Raw genomic sequence first — 19,645 nt, forward strand, 5'->3', positions numbered from 1 at the left:
ATAGTGCACGCTCCTTATTTTACAGTTTCTACTTCATACATTGCTTTTAATGACTTCGATTTTAGCGCTTGTCCCCATGCTTCCGTATATGTGCTACGAGCTGTTTGGAAACGCTCATTTAACATCGTGACCATGTTTGTATCTTGTAGTATTTCTTTTATATGATCGAAGCCTAATCGTTCGGTCCAGTAGGCAGTGCGTTCTCCGTAAATACCAGTTTCACGATAATATTGCATGTAAGCTGTAGCGATGCGAAGAACATCATCTTCGGTAGGGACAATCATTACAAAATCAGCCTCACGTACTTCCGTACCACCATTTCCGCCGATATAAAGTTGATATCCATTTTCGACACAAACAACGCCAAAATCTTTCGTAAGTACTTCAGCACAGTTACGTGGACAACCCGTTACACCCATTTTCATTTTATGAGGTGTATCTACCATTTCTAATGATTGTTCAAGTAGCATACCAAGTCCTAATGAATCTTTCGTACCGAAACGACAAAAACGAGAACCAACACACGATTTTACATTACGAAGCGATTTTGAATACGCATATCCAGAAGCCATATTTAAGTCAGCCCATACGTTAGGTAAATCTTGTTTCTTAACACCATATAAACCGATTCGACTTGCGCCTGTAATTTTTACAAGAGGAACATCATACTTTTTCGCAACTTCAGCAATTTTCATTAAATCATCTGCGGTTGTAACGCCTCCGTACATACGTGGAATAACAGAAAATGTACCATCATGCTGGATGTTACCATTCATTCTTTCATTAACGTAACGGGATGATTTATCATCTGCATATTCTTCTGGAATCGCCATACGTAAATAGTAATTTAAAGCAGGACGACATTTCGAACATCCGTCTTCATGTACAAAACCAAGAACATTTCGTACTTCTTTTGGTGATTTCAAACCTTTCTCATGAATCGCCGCTACGACTTCATCACGCGATAGAGTTGTACATCCACACATACCGGCAGATTGTGCTGAGGCGTCAAAAGCATCTCCAAGTGTATGAGATAAAATTTGTTCAACAAGTGGACGACATTTACCACAAGAACCTGCGGCTTTCGTGCATCCTTTTACTTCTTCAAAAGTAGTTAATTCTTGTTCTAAAATGGCATGAACGATTGTGCCTTTCGTAACACCATTACATCCGCAAATAGTGTCATCAGCACTCATAGTAGCGACGTTAAGTTCACTTTCTTCACCAGCTTTGTGAAGAAGGGAAGCTGGTGTATATTCTTGTATGTCTTCTTCTTTCTTTAACATGCTAAAGAGGCGTGTACCATCAGCAGTATCACCATATAAAACGATGCCAACGACTTTATTGTCACGAATTAATACTTTTTTATAGGAGCGTTTACATTCATCAAAGATTGAAATTGCTTTCGTTTGATCATCTTCATAGATTTGACCAGCAGAGAATAAATCACAACCTGCAACTTTTAATTGTGTACCGACGATACTGCCCACATATCCATCCGTTTGTAAATTCGTTATATGTTTTGCTAAAATTGCGCCTTGTTCATAAAGTGGGGCAACAAGTCCATATGCGATACCATCATGTTCTGCACATTCTCCAACCGCATAAATGGATTCATCATTTGTTTGCATATAGTCGTTGACTACAATACCGCGATTTACAATTAAATTAGCATCTTTTGCTATTTGAGTATTCGGACGTATTCCGACAGCCATTACGATTAAATCACAATTTACAATTTCACCATCTTCAAATTGAATGCCCTCAACATAATCTGTACCAAGAATCTTTACAGTTCTCTTTTCCATGAGAAATTTCATGCCTTGCGCTTCTAAATCTTCACGCAATAGAGAAGCTGCTTTGGCATCTAATTGTTGCTCCATTAAGCCCGGCATTAAATGAACGACATGTACATCCATTCCTAAGTCAATGAGTCCTCTTGCGGCTTCTAAACCAAGTAATCCACCACCGATGACAACGGCCTTTTTCTTATTTTTAGCAGTATTTATCATAAATTGTGTATCTTCAATTGTTCGAAATCCTGTTACACCAGTAAGGGTGGAACCTTCAACAGGTAAAATAAAAGCACTAGAACCTGTTGCAATAATGAGTTTGTCGTATGTAAGAGTACGTTTTTTTTCTGTAACAATAACTTTTTCTTCTCGGTCAATACTTTGAACTTTTTCGTTTGTATATAAAGTTATTTCATTTTTTTCGTACCAACTATACTCGTTCATAATGATGTCTTGCATGTTTGTTTTGCCTTGTAAAACATGAGAGAGCATAATGCGATTGTAGTTTGGGTGCGGTTCATCTCCAAAAATAGTAATCTCATATGAATCACTATCAAGTTTTAATATTTCTTCCATACAGCGTATTCCAGCCATACCATTTCCGATCATTACTAAACGTTTTTTCATTTTCATTTCCCCTTTTATGTGAAAAGTTGAACAAATAATTATATTTCTATTATAGAAAATCAAAAAAGGGGGAGATGTGATATTTATCACATTTTTATAATGATTCACAAATTGTTAAAATTCGGATTTATGTGAAGGGAGAAGCGAGAGGATAATTTGTTAATATGAGTGGATAGGTGAGATGGGGGAGTGTGAATGTTTTTCACGTAATAAAAAAGCAGGACATGAGTAGAAATACTCATGTCCTGCTTTTAATTATGCTTTTGTAATGGCACGTGGAAATAAAATATTATTTTCTAAATGAATATGCTCAAATAAATCAGATTCTAGAGCTTCAAGACGTTGGTAAACAAGGCGATAAGTACCGCAAGCTCCTTCTGGAGGAGTAAAGTCATTTGTCACTTGGCGAAGTTCTTTAATAATATTACCAGCGTGGGTATGTTCAGTTTCCAACTCATCTACTACTTTACGTAACTTTGCATAGTTTTCATCAGTTGGATTTTGTTCGAACTCTAAAATTAATGGGAAATCTTCCGTTTCTTCTTTAATTAAATGCTGTTCTAACTCAATCTTTAGTTCATGAAATAACTTATGAATTTGAGCCAAATGAGGCTGACCTGCCCCATGAACGCGTAATACTTTCGTCACATATGGACTTAACTGTGGCAACTCTTCATTTAAATAACGATGATGCTTATTTATAACATAATCTATTAACTCGCGATAAGAAGCATTTTTCCAATCAATTTCAGATTCGTTTAATAGTTTTGTTTTGTGATAAAGCGTATTTAACTCTGTAATTACTTCTGTTGCTGATAAATTTCTTTCATTAATTGCATCAATAAGTGGTCTATTACCACCACAACAAAAGTCTATTCTATATGATTTAAAAAGATCACTAGCCTTTGGGAATTGTGTTACAATCTCACCGATAATTGAAGTTTCAGTAAATGTATGTTTCATATGAATGCCTCCATAGAGTTTAAATTTAATATCTAGATCAAGAATAGCGATAAATTAAAATCAATGTGGTGATTTAAATCACTTATTATGTGTCATTTTTGAGAATAATAAAAGGAGTTTTATTTAAGCAAGAGGAAGCGCAATTAGTCGCAATACTTTACGATAATAAAAAAAGAAGCTTAGTAGAAGCTTCTTTTTTTATTACTATTTTTCACATGCGACTCCATCGCCATCACGATCAAGTTTAGAGCTATATCCTGGTTGGTCTCTATATAATGGAGCTTTCCCAGCATTTTTAACTTCAGTACAATTTTTGAAATATGTATTACTATTGTTTCCAGCAGCTGGTTGTGTTTGAGTTTGTTGTGCTTTTTGTTGTTCCTGTTGTACGCGAGCTTGCTCAGCAGCTTGGCGTTGTTGCTCTTCTTGTTGTTTACGAGCTTGCTCAGCGGCTTGACGCTGCTGTTCTTCTTGTTGTTTACGAGCTTGCTCAGCAGCTTGGCGTTGTTGCTCTTCTTGTTGTTTACGGGCCTGTTCTTCAGCTTGACGCTGTTGTTCTTCTTGTTGTTTACGAGCTAGTTCTTCAGCTTGGCGTTTCTCATCTTCTTGCTTACGAGCTAGTTCCTCAGCTTGGCGTTTCTCATCCTCTTGCTTACGAGCTAGTTCCTCAGCTTGGCGTTTTTCATCTTCTTGTTTACGAGTTTTTTCTTCCGCTTCTTTCTTTTCTAATTCCTTTTTCTTTTCGTCATCTTTTTTCTCTTCACTATTAGAAGCAACTTGTTTATTCGTTGCTGTCGTTTTTTCAGAAGAAGGGCTTGAAATACTTATTAACGCACCAAAAATGACAAACAAAATAGCTGTAATAATAAATTGTTTTTTTGCTACACCTGTTTTCTTAATAACAGATAATATTGCAAGAACAAGGAAGAATATAAATAGAATGAAACTTAAAATAGCAAAAAACTCGACAACTGGGTGTTCCGATTTTGTTGTGCCAGTCAGTATTAAGATGATTGAAATCATAAAAAGAATAACAGTAGGACGCCCATATTGTTTTGCTTTTCCATTTTTCTTAAAGAATGAGATGATACATAAGATTAAAAGAATGATAGCAATCAAAAATAAAGCTGCACCAATATTACTCAAAATAGCCATTTTCATACCTCCATTTGTAAGATTTTCTCTATTGATTATATAAGAATTCATTGGGAATTACAGGGTTTTTAATAAAATAAAAAGATTTATATTATTTTTAATAGATAAACAAACAATTATTTGTATATAAAGAAAACCGGATTTAATTCCTATTATCTTTTGAAAAGATTTTCATAGATTATAGTATCTCATTTGAAAGGAGGGGATTTAAATGGAATTCCAATTGTTAGTAAATTGCGTGTTACAAGAAGGGAATGCTTACTTTTTAGTAACGAAGGTAGATGATGTTATTACGTTGAAAGTACCAATTACAGCAGGAGTAGCAGGTTTATTTTTAGCTTTAGGTGTACCAAGATGTTCTTAATTAAAATTTTTATAGTAACAGGATGAGGGACAAGCCTTATCCTGTTACTATTACATAATTTTGTTATGTAAACTAAAAAGTTATGCCAGTTTTTTATACTATTTTTCAATAGCACGTTTAAAGCAGACATGCATATACTATAATGTTTCATTAGCCTTTTATGATGAAGTATTATTTTAAAAAGTGTATCAAAAATAGAGGGGAAACTCTTTATATTTATGAAAATAAATGAGGTGCTAGTATACATGAAAAGACGAACGTATGACATTCCAGTCACATTGCGAAGAGAATGGTTTTTAATAGAGTTAGCACATTTAACAAAAAAATATGGGATTGAAATTGCAACTAGTAAAATAGAAGATGCACCATTCCTTAGAGATCAAGTTACAGAATTGGGAATAGGAGCTGGTTTGCAATACGATAAATATGATGATGAGTATATCATCGGATTGTAAACAAAGAAGCTGCGTATAAAAGGTTATTAAAGAGACCTTTTATACGCAGCTTTTTTTGTAAAGAGAAAGCTTTATTGAGAAATATTCAAAACGCTTATTGTAAAAAGGAATGAAGGAATGTTGAGAGAATAACGTTTGATAAGAAAGGAATGCGGCTATTAATTTCTTATCCTAATGTATCGGAAAAGTAATTGATTAAATGAATTTAAAACAATTGATGTTTAACAGAATGGTAGCGCTTTCTTTCAGGAGGAAAAGGGGGATATTAATGGGGATTATTAAAAGGAGTATCGCATTATTTATTATACTTTGTTTTATGAGTCCGATGGTTTTTAGTACAAATGTACACGCGGAGGTTGTAACAGAGCTTAAGACTGGTTTTCCAGATAAAGAAGTATTTACTCCTGGAGAATGGTTTTTAGGGCAAAAACCTGCTAATTATGATGAGAATAAACCACCAATTCTCTTTGTGCAAGGAAGAAATGGTAATGCGGATAGTTGGTATGGAAAGACAGTATATCATGATATGAATGATATGTACGACTATGCTTTGAAAGCAGGTTATCAAACCGTATTTATTCAATTATATGATGCTGCGGGGAAAGGATCAGCTAGCCAATGGGACAATGGAAAATTGTTAGCGCAAAAACTTGAAGAAATTTATAATCATTTTGGTAAAAAAGTAAATGTTGTGGCTCATAGTAAAGGTGGTATCGATACACAAGCTGCGTTAGTTGGATATGGAGCGAATCGATTTGTTGGAAATGTTATTACGCTTGCCACTCCGCATTACGGATCCAATTTAGCAGATTTATCATATAGTTGGTGGGCAGGATGGCTTGCCTCTATATTAGGTCAAAAAGATGATGGGACATATTCATTGCAAATAGGTGAAATGGCAAAGTTTCGTTCTACAATAGATAATAATCCTGCAGCTAAATTAAACCGTTACTATACGGCTACTGGGACAAGCTGGGGACCTGTTTTTTCAGCATTATCTATGGGCGGGGTGTATTTGTCATCATACGGTTCTAATGATGGATTAGTGAACGAATGGAGTGCTAAGTTACCATATGGAACACATTTATTTACGGATTCACGATTTGATCATGATAATATACGAAAAGGTTCAGCTGTTTTCGCACGAATTGAACCATATTTACGGACAGCAAATGTACCAGTACCGGCTTTATTAGCCCCAAGTAATAGTTCAGAGGAAAAGGTAGAACTATTAAACACAACTTCTAATCAAGCTATTTTAGGAGGAGAGTTGTCACAAAATCAGTGGGTAGGGCAAACTGTCGCAGTTGATAAAAAAGCAGAAGGGGTAGTTTCTGTTTTAACAGCTTCTTCGGATGTAGAAATACAACTAATATCTCCAAAAGGAAAAGTTTACACAAATAAAGATAGTGCTGTATCTACTGGTGAAGGTGAATCTTTCTTTAAAGGAGCGACTATAAGAACATTTAAATTTGATAAAATGGAAGCAGGAGAATGGCAAGTTAAAATGATGGCGAAGCAGCCGAAAGATGCATATTTAATCGTAACCGATTACAAAAAAGATGCTCCGTTCGTCCTTCAAATGCCGGCAAAAGTTAAAGTAAATAAAGCAGAGTATAAACTCAAAAAATCACCTGCAGCTCCAGAAATGAAAGGCGATCTTTCAGTAACAGTAAGAGTAATTAATAAAGATGGAAAGGTAGTTTCTGAATCAAATGAATCGCAAAATATTAATGCAAATACATTTACAGGTGCTTTGAAAAATATAGAACAGCCGGGTGTATATAACGTTACAATTGATATGAAAGGGATGAATAAGGAAGGACAACCTTATAATCGTACGATAGTTAAGTCGGTTTATGTGGAGAAGTAGGAAAGAATGAATCGGTTTTAATAAAAAAGTGCCGAACTCTTGTGGTAGAAGGATTCGGTACTTGTTTTGCTTATTAGATTAATAGAACTGTAAAAATGGATAAAGCGATGATTAAGTTTCCAACGTAGTCATCGCTTTTTATTTATGCAATTGAGCAGGAAGAAGACAAAAGATATCGAATGAATGTAATTATACAGAATTGTTTGCTTTTGGTATGGATAGTAGTTAAAGATACGTTAGTTATAGTTCAAACCGTAAGAAAAGAGAGATTAAATAATAGAGGGAGCAACTTACATGGAAAATATATTAAAGGTATCCTCAAAATCAAGTCCAAATTCAGTGGCAGGTGCAATAGCGGGTGTACTAAGAGCAAGTGGCAATGTAGAAATTCAAGTAATTGGAGCTGGTTCTTTAAATCAAGCGATTAAAGCAATTGCGATTGCAAGAGGTTTTGTCGCTCCAAGTGGAATTGACTTGGTTCTTGTTCCAGCGTTTCAAGAGGTTACTATCGATAATCAAGAAAGAACAGCAATCAAATTAATTGTAGGTCCTAGAAGGAAAAGGTCTTAATAGCGAGCACTAATATAAGAGGATTTGAAAAGGCCAATAGACTCCAAAAAGTTAGACACGTTATTTCATTTGGCAGTTCTTTGGGCGTGGAAACAGTATTGTACCAGATTCATGACTTTTAATTCCCCTTATATTTAGCAGGTTTTTCTAGAAACTTAAAAATGCCAAATCCTTTGTGACATAAGGGATTTGGCATTTTTGAAGTTTTTATGTTTTTTTAAAAAAATAATTCTAAAACTGCTCATTCTTCTCCCAAGATTCTACAATATAGTGAGCAATCGTTGGGTTGAAGCCTTTACCAACTAAGAACATAATCGCAGCAACTTCTGTTAAAGCATGTTTGTGTGATGTATGTTTCGCTTCATTTAAACCGTAATCTACCCAAGGTTTTACGAAATCAAGTACAGGTTTCTTTAAAGGTAAAAACTGTGTACCGACAACTTGTTGGATTTGTTGTTGTGTTGGTTCTGTAATAGGTCCTGGTGGTAAAATTTGTGGCTGTGTAATATCGAATGTTGGACCAGGCGGTAAAATTTGTGGTTGCGTCGGATCGATAGTTGGTGGCGCAGGTGGTGAGACACGTTGGTCGGAGTTTGGTTGATACATAGGTTGTTGGTATTGCGGTTGTTGTGGCTGAGTTGCATATGGATTTTGTTGATATTGTTGTTCTTGAGTATGCTGAGTTGTATATGGATTTTGCTGATATTGTTGTTCTTGAGTATGCTGAGTTGTATATGGATTTTGCTGATATTGTTGTTCTTGAGTATGCTGCGCTACATATGGATTTTGTGGATATTCATAATTGAGACGTGTGTCATAAGGGTTTTGTTGATATTCAGCTTCTTGATTTTGCGGAGTTGCGTATGGATTTTGTTCGTATTGGGGTTCTTGATGCTGTGTTTCCCGCTCCCCATATTGTTCTGCATATCTTTGTTCCTGATGTTGAGGGGAAAATGGTTGCTGTGGATAAGGTGGTTGATTATTATAGAACATTTTTATTCCTCCTTCATGATGATGCCTACCACCTAGTGTATGGGCGGACAAGAAAATATGTGATGAATAAATGCAGGCGTGTTACAATAAGAAACTGGGTGAAGATAAAATGATAAAACAAGAAAAAATACAAAAAACAATAACTTTCGTAAAACATATTTTAGAAAAAGATGCGAGTGGGCATGATTGGTATCATATTGAACGCGTACATAAATTGGCGATTTCTTTATCCGAGCAAGAAGGTGGAAATCGTTTTATAATTGAAATGGCAGCATTACTTCACGATGTAGCAGATGAGAAGTTAAATGAGAGTGAAGAAGCAGGAATGAAAAAAGTTTCTGATTGGTTAGAAGAGTTACGTGTTGAAGAAGAGGAAAGTAAGCATGTTCTTCATATCATCGCCAATATGTCTTATAAGGGCGGTCATGGTGGCACAGTTGAGTCACTTGAAGGTAGAATTGTTCAAGATGCCGATCGTTTAGATGCTCTTGGTGCAATTGGAGTTGCTCGTACATTTGCATACGGAGGAGCGAAAGGGAGATTAATGTATGATCCAACTATTCCGCCGCGTGAAGGAATGACGAAAGAAGAGTATAGAAAAAATAACGATCCATCTTTAAATCATTTTTATGAAAAACTTTTAAAATTAAAAGACTTAATGAATACGAACGCGGCAAAACAAGAGGCTGAAGTTCGTCATCGTTATATGGAACAGTTTATTGAACAATTTATGAAAGAGTGGAATGCACAAATATGAAAATGTTAACTGTGGAGAACTTATCGAAATCATACGGAGAAAAACCGTTATTTGATGGACTATCATTTAGTATTACTGAGGGACATCGTGCCGGAATTATTGGTGTAAATGGTACTGGTAAATCAACGTTATTAAAAATTATTGCAGGAGCAGAAATTCCCGATACAGGTGATATGACGCATTCACGCGGGTATACAATTAGTTATTTATCACAGCAACCAGAGTTTGATGAAAAACTAACAGTATTAGAGCAAGTGTTCCATGGTGATACACCTTTAATTCGTCTTCTTCGTGATTATGAAAAGGCACTATTAAATATCGAAAAAGATCCAAGTAATGAAAAAGTACAGGAACAATTATTTGCAGTGCAGCAACGTATGGATGCGATGAGTGCATGGGAAGCAAATGCGAATGCAAAATCGTTATTAACGAAATTAGGAATTACTGATTTTACAGCGACTGTTGGAAACCTATCTGGTGGACAAAAAAAGCGTATTGCAATGGCGCAATGTTTTATTGAAACACCTGATTTATTAATTTTGGATGAGCCTACGAACCATCTTGACCATGAGACAGTTGAATGGTTGGAAGAATATTTAGCAAGATATACAGGTGCGGTATTACTTGTAACCCATGATCGTTATTTCTTAGATCGTGTGACAAACCGTATTTTTGAATTAGACAATGGTAAACTATATAGCTACGAAGGAAACTATAGTACATTTTTAGAAGCAAAAGCACTTCGTGAAGAGCAAGAATCGGCACAAGAATCAAAACGCCAAAATTTATATCGTCGTGAACTTGCTTGGATTCGTCGTGGTGCAAAAGCGCGTTCGACAAAACAAAAAGCACGTATTCAGCGTTTTGATGAGCTGAAGGGACAAGAAGGACCAGCGACGAAGCAATCAGTTGATATTGCATTAAGTGGAAGTCGTTTAGGAAAGAAAGTACTTGAATTAAAAGATGTAACGAAAAAATTTGGTGATAAAACAGTATTACATAACTTTAATCATATTGTGAAGCCTGGTGATCGTATCGGAATCATCGGAGCAAATGGAAGCGGGAAATCATCACTATTAAATATGCTTGCAGGAAAATTATCTCCTGATAGTGGTGAAATTGAAGTTGGGCAAACTGTAAAAGTTGCTTATTATACGCAAGAAAATGAAGAGATGAATTTAAATCAGCGTATGATTGAATACATTAAAGAGATTGCAGAAGTTATTCATACAACAGATGGAAAAGTAATTGGCGCATCTCAAATGCTAGAACGTTTCTTGTTCCCGACGCATTCACATGGTACACCGCTTGGTAAACTATCTGGTGGTGAAAGAAGACGTTTATATTTATTACGTATTTTAATGGGAGAACCAAACGTACTATTGCTGGATGAGCCTACGAATGATCTAGATACACAAACATTAACAGTGCTAGAAGATTATTTAGAAGATTTCCCAGGTGTCGTTTTAACTGTATCGCATGACCGTTACTTCTTAGATAAAGTAGTAGATGAATTGTTCATCTTTAGTGGTGAGGGCGAAGTGCGTGAATTCCTAGGTAGTTATACGGACTATTTAGAAATGGAAAAGACGAAAGAACTTATTGAGAAAGCGGAAGTTCAAAAAGAGAAAAAAGTAGTAGAAGAAGCTCCAAAACAACAACGTAAACGTAAACTTTCATACAATGAGCAGCGTGAATGGGAAACAATTGAAGATACAATTGCCGAACTAGAAGAGAAAATTGAGTCAATTGGAGAAGAACTTGCGAAAGTTGGATCTGACTTCACAAAGGCACAAGAATTATCTGAAGCACAGCAGAAAACAGAAGAAGAGCTAGAAAAAACGATGGAAAGATGGAGTGAGTTATCTGACATCGTTGAAGGATTAAAATAAAAACAAGCTGCATATATTGAAATGTAAAGAGAAAAACTTTACACTATTGGTAGAACCTATTTTAGGAGGGAAAAAATGAGAACATCTAATCCAATGTTGAAAAAAGAGGCATTCCGTAAAGAGGGTGCAAATACTTCTGCGATGACTATTGGTGGAACAGTAGGCAAGACGTTTATCATGCTTTTCTTGCTGCTTGCAACGTCTGTCTATTCATACATACAGATGACGCAAGGTACGATGAAGATGCCAGTATTAATTGGTGCTTTAGTTGTTGCGGCAATCGTTGCGTTTGCGTCTATATTCTTCCCACGCATATCACCTATCGGTGCGCCAATCTATGCAGCGGTAGAAGGGGTAGTGTTAGGAAGTATTTCAGCGGTTTATACAATGAAATTTGGCGATACTATCGTTTTAAACGCTGTATTACTAACAATTTCTATTCTATTTGCGATGTTAGTTTTATATGCAACGCGCGTAGTAAAAGTAACTGATAAATTCCGTACGGGTGTAATTGCCGCTACAATGGGGATTATGGTTATGTATTTAATCGTATTCTTATTAAACATGTTCGGTGTAACTGTTCCATATATTCACCAAGGTGGAACAATCGGTATTATCATTAGTGCGGTTGTTATTGTAGTTGCTGCATTAAATCTATTACTAGATTTCGATCTAATCGAAAGCGGCGCACGTAGCCAAGCTCCAAAATATATGGAATGGTACAGTGCAATGGGTCTAATGATGACTCTAGTATGGTTATACTTAGAAATTCTTCGTTTCGTTTCTTACTTTACGAAAAATGACTAATAAAAAAATCCTGCATGAAATGTGCAGGATTTTTCTATTTTCAAAGATAAATTGAGAAGATGGATGTTGGGAGTCTGAACTGAAGGGAGATGGAATATGATGAAAGAGAAAAAAGGATTATGAAAAAACTATTTTCTAAAAGTTTTTTCATAGAACTAGATGATGCTTTAACATATCCGTCAGCAGAAGCTATTACTTCAGCTATCGAAGGATATGCGGCTGAATATAATGAAGACTTAAAATTTGAGAGTAAAGTTAAACCGATTATTTTCAACTTAGAAAATATAATGTACCGCGCTAAAATAAAGATGGCTCGTGGTGGATATTACATATCTTGCAGTGAAGTATAATATTTTTGGAAACCTTACATGTTTAAAATATGTAGGGTTTCTTTTTTACTTTTGTAAGATATAAAGGAATAATTTTTCCTTACAAACACGTCGTTTTGTATTTTTTACCCTTCCAACATTTTTCTTTACAATGAAGAAAAATATGTGAGGTGGTATAACTTATGATGAATCGAGTTGTATTAATCGGTAGATTGACAAAGGAGCCAGAATTATACTACACAAAACAAGGAGTCGCTTATGCACGAATATGTGTTGCAGTGAATAGAGGATTTCGAAATAGTTTAGGTGAACAACAAGTGGATTTTATAAATTGTGTTGTTTGGCGAAGGTCGGCTGAAAATGTAACAGAATATTGTACGAAGGGGTCACTTGTTGGGATTACCGGGCGTATTCATACGAGTAATTACGATGATGAACAAGGAAAGAGAATATATAGAACTGAAGTTGTGATTGAGAGTATTACATTTTTGGAGAGAAGGAGGGAGGGAGCATCGGGGTAGAACGTAAAGAGCATTAAAAATTAAGAGGGCTATGTAGCACAGCATAGCCCTCTATTATTTTTGATTGATACCTTCCCAAATAACATCTAATTGTTGATTGAGTATATTTTTCGCATTGATTTCATTTTCGTGTAATAGCGAGTGCGACATTAGTGTATAAAAATAAGTGCTCATAATAGTAGAAGTGATAATATTTATATCCCATTGACTGTTTAATTTTCCTGTCTCTTTCGCTTCTGTAATAATTGAAGACAAACCTTCTTGTAGCTGTTGTATACTTTTTAACTATAGTTCCGGAACGATTAGGTGAAAATAGAAATAATTGAAATTCTAAAAATGTAGAAGAGGAATTAGTAAAATTAAGCATCCGAGTAGGAGTATAAAGGGGTAACATGTTACAATACAGCTAAGAACACGCAATAAAGGAGAGTTTTTTACGTGAAGATTAAAGCAATTGAACCGACGCCAAGCCCAAATACAATGAAAGTTATTTTGAATGAAGTATTACCATCAGGAGCGCGTAATAATTATACAAATGAAAATAAAGAACAAGCACCAGTGCAAGTGCAAGAAATTTTGAAAATTGAAGGTATTAAAGGTGTGTACCATGTTGCAGACTTTTTAGCAGTAGAGCGTAATGCGAAGTATGACTGGAAAGTTTTATTACAACAAGTTCGTGCCGTTTTCGGTGAAGAAATAGTGGAAGAAAGTGAAGCACAACAACTTTCTCATTTTGGAGAAGTAAAAGTGTTTGTTCAAATGTTCTTTACAATTCCAATGCAAGTGAAGTTAACAGATGGAACGACAGAAGAGCGTGTTGGCTTACCTGATCGTTTTAAAGAATCCATTATGAAAGTACAAATGTCTGCACCTAACGTTGTGAAAGAGCGTAAGTGGGTAGAGCAAAGTACACGTTACGGTAATTTTGAAGAAATCGGGAAAGAAGTAGTAGAAGAAATTGTTGCTGCTTATTCAGAAGAACGTGTAAATGAAACGGTTAAAGAATTATTAAATCAGGCAGGAGCAGTTGAAGTAACGATTCAAAAGCGTGAGCCATATAAAGTAACAGAAGAGATGATGAAAGATTCCGACTGGAAAAAACGTTTTGCAGCTTTAGAGCAAATGGATCCTACTGAAGAGGATATGCCAGTATTGAAAATAGCGTTAGATGATGAGAAAGTATCTATCCGCCGTTTAGCAACAGCATATTTAGGCATGGTAAAAGGTGAAGGAGTATTACCGTTATTATATAAAGCGTTATTAGATCGTTCTGTAAGTGTTCGCCGTACAGCGGGCGATTGCTTATCAGATGTAGGTGATCCAGCAGCGATGTTCGTTATGATTAAATCTCTGAAAGATCCAAGTAAATTAGTACGATGGCGTGCAGCAATGTTCTTATTTGAACTTGGAGATGAAAGTGCTATTCCAGTATTAAAAATAGCGCAAGATGATCCGGAGTTTGAAGTAGCGATGCAAGCGCGTCTTGCGTTAGAGCGTATTGAAGGCGGCGAAGAAGCAAAAGGTTCAGTGTGGAAACAAATGACGGAGTCTCGTAAAGGGGAATAGTTTATGATTGTTTTCTATGATAGTTGGTGTCCGATGTGCACGGCAGTGGCAGAACGTACGAAAAAAGTAGATAAAAAGGGTAAGATGAAATTTGTTTCATTTCGAGATGAAGATGTAGTTGAGAAATATGAACTTTCTCAAGAATTACAAAGTAAGATGGAACAAAGATTGTATATTTTAAAAAATAATAAGTGGTATGACGGAATTCATAGCATTAACGTATTAGCAAAAGCCGTTCCATCTTATTGGTTTGCAGTGCCTTTTATAAAACTATCTATCGTACTTGGATTTGGAAGCAAAGTATATGATTATATCGCTAACAATAGAAAACTTGTCCCAGTTGGACACTGCCGTGAAGGGGTTTGTGAAATCCCTACAAAAAAATGAAATCATCGTTATCTTTCTTTTGCACCTATTAATAGAGCGTGATATGATGAATTTAGAATGAAAGTTGAAGGAGAGATTACACGATGTCAAATGCTTATGAAGAATACATGCGCCAAATGGTAATTCCAATGCGCCAAGAATTAGTGCGTTCTGGATTTGAAGAATTAACTACAGAAGAATCTGTTACAGAATTTATGGAGAATGCATCAGGTACAACTTTAGTAGTTGTAAACTCAGTTTGTGGTTGTGCAGCTGGTTTAGCACGTCCATCAGCAGGTCAAGCGGTAGTTCGCGCTGAAAAACAACCTGATCATCTTGTAACTGTATTTGCAGGTCAAGATAAAGATGCTACTGCAAAAATGCGTGAATACTTCGGAGAAATCCCTCCATCTTCACCATCTATGGCATTACTAAAAGGAAAAGAAGTTGTTCACTTCATTCACCGTCATGAAATTGAAGGCGCAACAATGGACGAAATTATTACAAACTTAGAACAGGCTTTCGAAAAGAATTGCTAAAGTAGGGGGAGAGTGAATCTCCCTCTTTTCTTTATATAGAGGTGAAAAAATGATAGTAACAACAGCAGGAAGAACAAATAAAGAAATGACAACTTATGCAAATAAGGTAGCGGACGAATTAAATTGTTCTTTCGTTTTACGTAATGATATACCTGTGCACAAACTGCATGAGCAGTATGAACAAGATGTGCTTGTCGTAGGGAAGAACCGATTAGCTATTTATCCAAAAGGTACGGAAGAGTCGTTCTTCTTTCATCCAAATTCAGCGATGTTTCGTGTGAAAAGGTTAATGCGCGGAGAACACGATCCGTTTGTACAAGCTGCTAAATTAGAGAGCGGAATGACAGTATTAGATTGTACGCTCGGTATGGCATCAGATAGTATTGTAGCTAGTTATATTGTTGGTGAAAGTGGAAAAGTAACAGGACTTGAAGGCAATAAATATATGGCTTATATCATGAGAAATGGTTTGAAAACATGGTCTTCATCTGTTTCTGAAATCGATGAAGCGATGCAAAGAATCCAAGTAAAGCAAACGGAGCATTACGCATTTTTAACACAATGTGAAGATAATAGTTATGACGTTGTATACCTTGATCCGATGTTTGAAGAAACTGTAATAGAATCAGATGGAATTAAAGGGTTAAAACACTTCGCTTTGTATCATGATATTACTGATGAAACAATTGCGGAAGCGAAGCGTGTGGCGAGAAAGCATGTCGTTCTGAAAGATCATTTCCGTAGTTCTAGATTTGAAAAACATAATTTTCACGTATACAAAAGAAAAAGTGCAAAGTTTCATTTTGGTGTAATTGACCCTTGCTAATTGTTTGAAAAGATGTATAATAAGCAATAATTAATTAAATATACTGTCTGTGATGAAGAGAGTAGTCTTTTTCAGAAGGAAAGCGAGCTAGGGATGGTGTGAGCCTAGTGCGGAAGAAAAGATGAAGCGCACTTCGGAGATGCTTCTTGAATGAATAGTAGAGTAAGCCGAGGCCCCCTGTCCTCGTTATAAACGGGAAAGTGGTTCGAAATGAACAACAAGGGTGGTACCACGGGTTAAAACTCGTCTCTTATATAGAGACGAGTTTTTTGTGTTTAAAAAAATAAGGAGGTTGTAGTATGGAATATAAAACACAGTTTGCGAAAAGTTTATCAAATATTCTTGCGAATGAATTAACACAAAGTCAAATTTTAGATTTAATTGAAACACCAAAACAAGATGAATTCGGAGATGCAGCGTTCCCATGTTTTTCACTAGCGAAGCAATATAAGAAATCACCAGCTATTATTGCAAAGGAAGTTGTGGAGAAATTAAATGATTCATTCTTTACGAAAGTAGAAGCCGTTGGTCCTTATGTAAACGTCTTTTTTAATCGTCAAACAGTAAGTGATGAAGTATTAAAAACAATTTTAGCGGAGAAAGAAGAGTACGGTCAAAATCACTTTGGATGTGAAAAAACAGTAGTTATCGATTATTCCTCTCCTAATATCGCGAAACCTTTTTCAATGGGGCATTTACGTTCTACAATGATCGGTAATTCGCTGAAACATATTGCCGAAAAATGTGGGTATGAAGTTGTCGGAATTAATTATATTGGCGATTGGGGAACACAGTTTGGAAAATTAATTACCGCATATAAAAAATGGGGAAATGAAGAAGTAGTTAAAGAAGATCCAATACGTGAGTTATTTAAGTTATATGTTCAGTTTCATGAAGAAGTAAAAGAGAATGAAGAACTAGAAGAAGAAGGTCGTGCATGGTTTAAAAAGCTAGAAGAAGGTGATGAAGAAGCAGTCGAGCTTTGGAATTGGTTCCGTTACGAATCTTTAAAAGAATTTTCTCGTATTTATGATCTACTCGGTGTGGAGTTTACAAATTTTCAAGGCGAAGCTTTCTATAACGATAAAATGGAAGACTTTGTTGGGATTTTAGAAGAGCACGACTTACTGGAAGAATCAGAAGGCGCATTAGTCGTTAAATTAGAAGAAGAGGGTATGCCGCCTTGTTTAATTAGAAAATCAGATGGTGCTACCATTTACGCAACACGTGATTTAACAGCGGCATTGTATCGTCAAAACACATACGAATTTGATAAAGCTTTATATGTAGTAGGACCTGAACAAAGCTTGCATTTTAATCAATTTTTCACTGTATTAAAAAAGCTTGGATACACTTGGGTTGATGGAATGGAACATGTACCGTTTGGATTCATTTTAAAAGATGGTAAGAAAATGTCCACACGTAAGGGCAGAATTATATTACTAGAAGAAGTACTTGAAGAAGCAGTTGCACTTGCGAAACAAAATATTGAAGAGAAAAACCCTAATTTAAAACAAAAAGAAGAAGTAGCAAAACAAGTCGGTGTTGGAGCAGTTATTTTCCACGATTTGAAAAATGAGCGTATGCATAATATCGAATTCTCATTAGAAAATATGTTGAAATTTGAAGGGGAAACAGGACCTTATGTACAGTACACGCATGCGCGTGCTTGCTCTATTTTAAGAAAAGAAAGTGTAGAATTTGAAACATGTACTTTTGCATTAAAAGATAATCATAGTTGGAGCGTTGTAAAATTACTCAATAAATTCCCTCAAGTAATTGAAGCGGCCTTCAACAAAAATGAGCCATCCATTATTTCAAAATACGTATTAGATGTAGCACAAGCATTCAATAAATATTACGGTAATGTTCGCATATTAGAAGAGAACGAAGAGAAAGACAGTAGACTCGCATTAGCTTATGCTGTGACGGTTGTATTAAAAGAAGGATTACGTTTACTTGGGGTGGAGGCTCCTGAGGAGATGTAAAATAATAATTTTGTTCTTATACGCAGTGAGAAATATTCAAATTACTTTAGTGAAGAACTGCAGATCAAATTAAAGCGTAATATTGTGATAAAAAGACAAATCAGACGATCATTAACCTGAGTTGTCTTTTTGTATTTTCTTGAATAAATTCTTATCTATAAAGTGTTATACGCTACGAAGTGTAAGAACTATATAATTTTGTTGCGAAATCAATTAAAATATTTGTAGAGAGGATGGTTCGTATTGATCCGAGATTTCATTTTACATATTCCTTGTCATAGAATACCGAAAAGGAGTTTCCTTAAACTACAAAAATACATACCTTTATGTGCACGATGCACAGGTATGTTTATTGGTTTCTGTATGTTCCCAATATATTTTTTTATAACGCCTTCGTTTAGTCTCTCATTAATGTTATCCTTTTTCGCTCAAATTCCATTATTAATCGATGGATTCACCCAAAAGTGGAAATGGAGAAGCAGCACAAATTTACTAAGAGTAACGACCGGTTTATTAAGCGGTAATGGCATGGGATTATTTATTGTATCTAGTATTATATGGATTATATCTTAAACCAAATATCAACGGAGGTAGCTACTTACATGTTTTGGATTTACATAATTCTAATTTTTATATCAGGTGGAAGTGGAATTGGTTTTATCATTCATGAAAAATATATAGAAGCAACAATAGCTTTTGTTATTTGCGTGTTATTTATGGTGCTACTATATTTTTATTTAAAAAGAAGCAAAAAAAGGGGGAATTTAGATTGTGACGTAATAGATTGTACCGATTGCTCAGATTGTGATTGTACTACCTAATTTTCTGTTTATTCCAATATTGTTATGAAAAGGAATATATATCGTTTCAGGTATGTAGTCCTTTTTATTTTTTTTAGATTAGTTTGTCAAATAAGTGGGAGAGTAAAGAATATGTACAATTTAACGTATTAATTAAAATTAAACATCTCTAAAATTTTTAGAAACATAGGAATACATTTATTAAATGGAGAACTATAGTTTTGTATATAAAAGGAGGCATGGGTTTTGGAAAAATATGATTGGAATAGTAGGCTAGCGTATTTAAGAAATACGAGAGATTTATATTATAACGATGATTATTTAAGTTTTTTAGTCAATTTAGTTTGGAAGATTACTGAACCTGTACATATTGTTGATTATGGTTGTGGATATGGTTATTTAGGTTTAATTTTGTTGCCTTTACTTCCAAATCGATATCCTTTGTCGAATCGTTAATATAT

Annotated in this window: 19 protein-coding genes, 3 pseudogenes and 1 other annotated feature; of the genes and pseudogenes, 17 read left to right on the forward strand and 5 right to left on the reverse strand. The window is 35.2% G+C overall.

The window, feature by feature from the left end:
• Positions 1–14: 14 nt before the first annotated feature.
• The 3 genes from nirB to QUF93_RS12625 all read right to left on the reverse strand — a co-directional run bounded on the left by nirB (position 15) and on the right by QUF93_RS12625 (position 4,538).
• Positions 15–2,420, reverse strand: coding sequence for an NADPH-nitrite reductase large subunit (gene nirB, locus QUF93_RS12615; protein ID WP_289358989.1), 2,406 nt, complete (start codon positions 2,418–2,420; stop codon positions 15–17).
• Between the two features lie 255 nt (positions 2,421–2,675).
• Positions 2,676–3,383 carry an iron-sulfur cluster repair di-iron protein gene (gene ric, locus QUF93_RS12620; RefSeq protein ID WP_002118839.1) on the reverse strand — a complete coding sequence of 236 codons (708 nt, stop codon included), beginning with the start codon at positions 3,381–3,383 and terminating at the stop codon, positions 2,676–2,678.
• Between the two features lie 204 nt (positions 3,384–3,587).
• Complete coding sequence (locus QUF93_RS12625) at positions 3,588–4,538, reverse strand: excalibur calcium-binding domain-containing protein (protein ID WP_289358990.1); 951 nt, start codon at positions 4,536–4,538, stop codon at positions 3,588–3,590.
• Positions 4,539–4,749: 211 nt separating this feature from the next.
• Between QUF93_RS12625 and exsG the strand changes: the two genes are divergently transcribed.
• The 4 genes from exsG (at position 4,750) to QUF93_RS12645 (ending at position 7,800) form a co-directional block, all read left to right on the forward strand.
• Positions 4,750–4,902: an exosporium protein ExsG gene (exsG, locus tag QUF93_RS12630; RefSeq protein ID WP_000395676.1), complete on the forward strand. Its 153-nt coding sequence runs from the start codon at positions 4,750–4,752 to the stop codon at positions 4,900–4,902.
• A gap of 245 nt (positions 4,903–5,147) precedes the next feature.
• Positions 5,148–5,357, forward strand: coding sequence for a hypothetical protein (locus QUF93_RS12635; RefSeq protein WP_289358992.1), 210 nt, complete (start codon positions 5,148–5,150; stop codon positions 5,355–5,357).
• A 268-nt stretch (positions 5,358–5,625) separates the two neighbouring features.
• Positions 5,626–7,230, forward strand: a complete 1,605-nt coding sequence (locus QUF93_RS12640; RefSeq protein WP_289358993.1) for a lipase family alpha/beta hydrolase — start codon at positions 5,626–5,628, stop codon at positions 7,228–7,230.
• A 294-nt stretch (positions 7,231–7,524) separates the two neighbouring features.
• Positions 7,525–7,800 carry a stage V sporulation protein S gene (locus tag QUF93_RS12645; RefSeq protein WP_000427797.1) on the forward strand — a complete coding sequence of 92 codons (276 nt, stop codon included), beginning with the start codon at positions 7,525–7,527 and terminating at the stop codon, positions 7,798–7,800.
• A gap of 231 nt (positions 7,801–8,031) precedes the next feature.
• Here QUF93_RS12645 and QUF93_RS12650 read toward each other — a convergent pair whose 3' ends face one another.
• A complete protein-coding gene (locus QUF93_RS12650) occupies positions 8,032–8,793 on the reverse strand; it encodes a hypothetical protein (protein WP_289358996.1) in 762 nt (253 codons plus the stop codon).
• Positions 8,794–8,902: 109 nt separating this feature from the next.
• On the opposite strand from QUF93_RS12650, the gene QUF93_RS12655 reads away from it, so the two are divergent.
• The 5 genes and pseudogenes from QUF93_RS12655 to QUF93_RS12675 all read left to right on the forward strand — a co-directional run bounded on the left by QUF93_RS12655 (position 8,903) and on the right by QUF93_RS12675 (position 13,099).
• Complete coding sequence (locus QUF93_RS12655; RefSeq protein WP_289358997.1) at positions 8,903–9,550, forward strand: HD domain-containing protein; 648 nt, start codon at positions 8,903–8,905, stop codon at positions 9,548–9,550.
• Complete coding sequence (locus QUF93_RS12660; RefSeq protein WP_289358998.1) at positions 9,547–11,442, forward strand: ABC-F family ATP-binding cassette domain-containing protein; 1,896 nt, start codon at positions 9,547–9,549, stop codon at positions 11,440–11,442. Before QUF93_RS12655 ends, QUF93_RS12660 begins: the two co-directional genes overlap by 4 nt.
• 75 nt (positions 11,443–11,517) lie before the next feature.
• A complete protein-coding gene (locus QUF93_RS12665; RefSeq protein ID WP_289358999.1) occupies positions 11,518–12,249 on the forward strand; it encodes a Bax inhibitor-1/YccA family protein in 732 nt (243 codons plus the stop codon).
• Positions 12,250–12,345: 96 nt separating this feature from the next.
• Positions 12,346–12,599: pseudogene (locus QUF93_RS12670) on the forward strand (DUF4318 domain-containing protein).
• A 161-nt stretch (positions 12,600–12,760) separates the two neighbouring features.
• Positions 12,761–13,099 carry a single-stranded DNA-binding protein gene (locus tag QUF93_RS12675; RefSeq protein WP_002148367.1) on the forward strand — a complete coding sequence of 113 codons (339 nt, stop codon included), beginning with the start codon at positions 12,761–12,763 and terminating at the stop codon, positions 13,097–13,099.
• A gap of 54 nt (positions 13,100–13,153) precedes the next feature.
• Here QUF93_RS12675 and QUF93_RS12680 read toward each other — a convergent pair.
• Positions 13,154–13,384 (reverse strand): annotated as a pseudogene (locus QUF93_RS12680) (TetR/AcrR family transcriptional regulator); the annotation flags it as partial.
• A 153-nt stretch (positions 13,385–13,537) separates the two neighbouring features.
• Here QUF93_RS12680 and QUF93_RS12685 point away from each other — a divergent pair.
• From QUF93_RS12685 to QUF93_RS12720, 8 genes and pseudogenes are all read left to right on the forward strand, one after another.
• Positions 13,538–14,665, forward strand: a complete 1,128-nt coding sequence (locus QUF93_RS12685; protein ID WP_289375337.1) for a conserved virulence factor C family protein — start codon at positions 13,538–13,540, stop codon at positions 14,663–14,665.
• 3 nt (positions 14,666–14,668) lie between these two features.
• On the forward strand, positions 14,669–15,052 hold the full coding sequence (locus QUF93_RS12690; RefSeq protein ID WP_289359002.1) for a thiol-disulfide oxidoreductase DCC family protein: 384 nt from the start codon (positions 14,669–14,671) through the stop codon (positions 15,050–15,052).
• A gap of 83 nt (positions 15,053–15,135) precedes the next feature.
• Positions 15,136–15,570, forward strand: coding sequence for a BrxA/BrxB family bacilliredoxin (locus tag QUF93_RS12695; protein WP_000063715.1), 435 nt, complete (start codon positions 15,136–15,138; stop codon positions 15,568–15,570).
• Between the two features lie 49 nt (positions 15,571–15,619).
• A complete protein-coding gene (locus tag QUF93_RS12700) occupies positions 15,620–16,396 on the forward strand; it encodes a class I SAM-dependent methyltransferase (protein WP_289359003.1) in 777 nt (258 codons plus the stop codon).
• A 40-nt stretch (positions 16,397–16,436) separates the two neighbouring features.
• Positions 16,437–16,650 (forward strand) — a binding site (T-box leader).
• A 45-nt stretch (positions 16,651–16,695) separates the two neighbouring features.
• Positions 16,696–18,384: an arginine--tRNA ligase gene (gene argS, locus QUF93_RS12705; RefSeq protein WP_002118869.1), complete on the forward strand. Its 1,689-nt coding sequence runs from the start codon at positions 16,696–16,698 to the stop codon at positions 18,382–18,384.
• A 243-nt stretch (positions 18,385–18,627) separates the two neighbouring features.
• Positions 18,628–18,957, forward strand: coding sequence for a DUF2085 domain-containing protein (locus tag QUF93_RS12710; protein WP_002118871.1), 330 nt, complete (start codon positions 18,628–18,630; stop codon positions 18,955–18,957).
• A 29-nt stretch (positions 18,958–18,986) separates the two neighbouring features.
• Positions 18,987–19,205, forward strand: coding sequence for a hypothetical protein (locus QUF93_RS12715; protein WP_289359004.1), 219 nt, complete (start codon positions 18,987–18,989; stop codon positions 19,203–19,205).
• Positions 19,206–19,430: 225 nt separating this feature from the next.
• Positions 19,431–19,616 (forward strand): annotated as a pseudogene (locus QUF93_RS12720) (class I SAM-dependent methyltransferase); the annotation flags it as partial.
• Between the last annotated feature and the right edge of the window lie 29 nt (positions 19,617–19,645).

Origin of the sequence: Bacillus hominis (assembly GCF_030348325.1) — a bacterium.
Taxonomy (GTDB): Bacteria; Bacillota; Bacilli; order Bacillales; family Bacillaceae_G; genus Bacillus_A; species Bacillus_A hominis.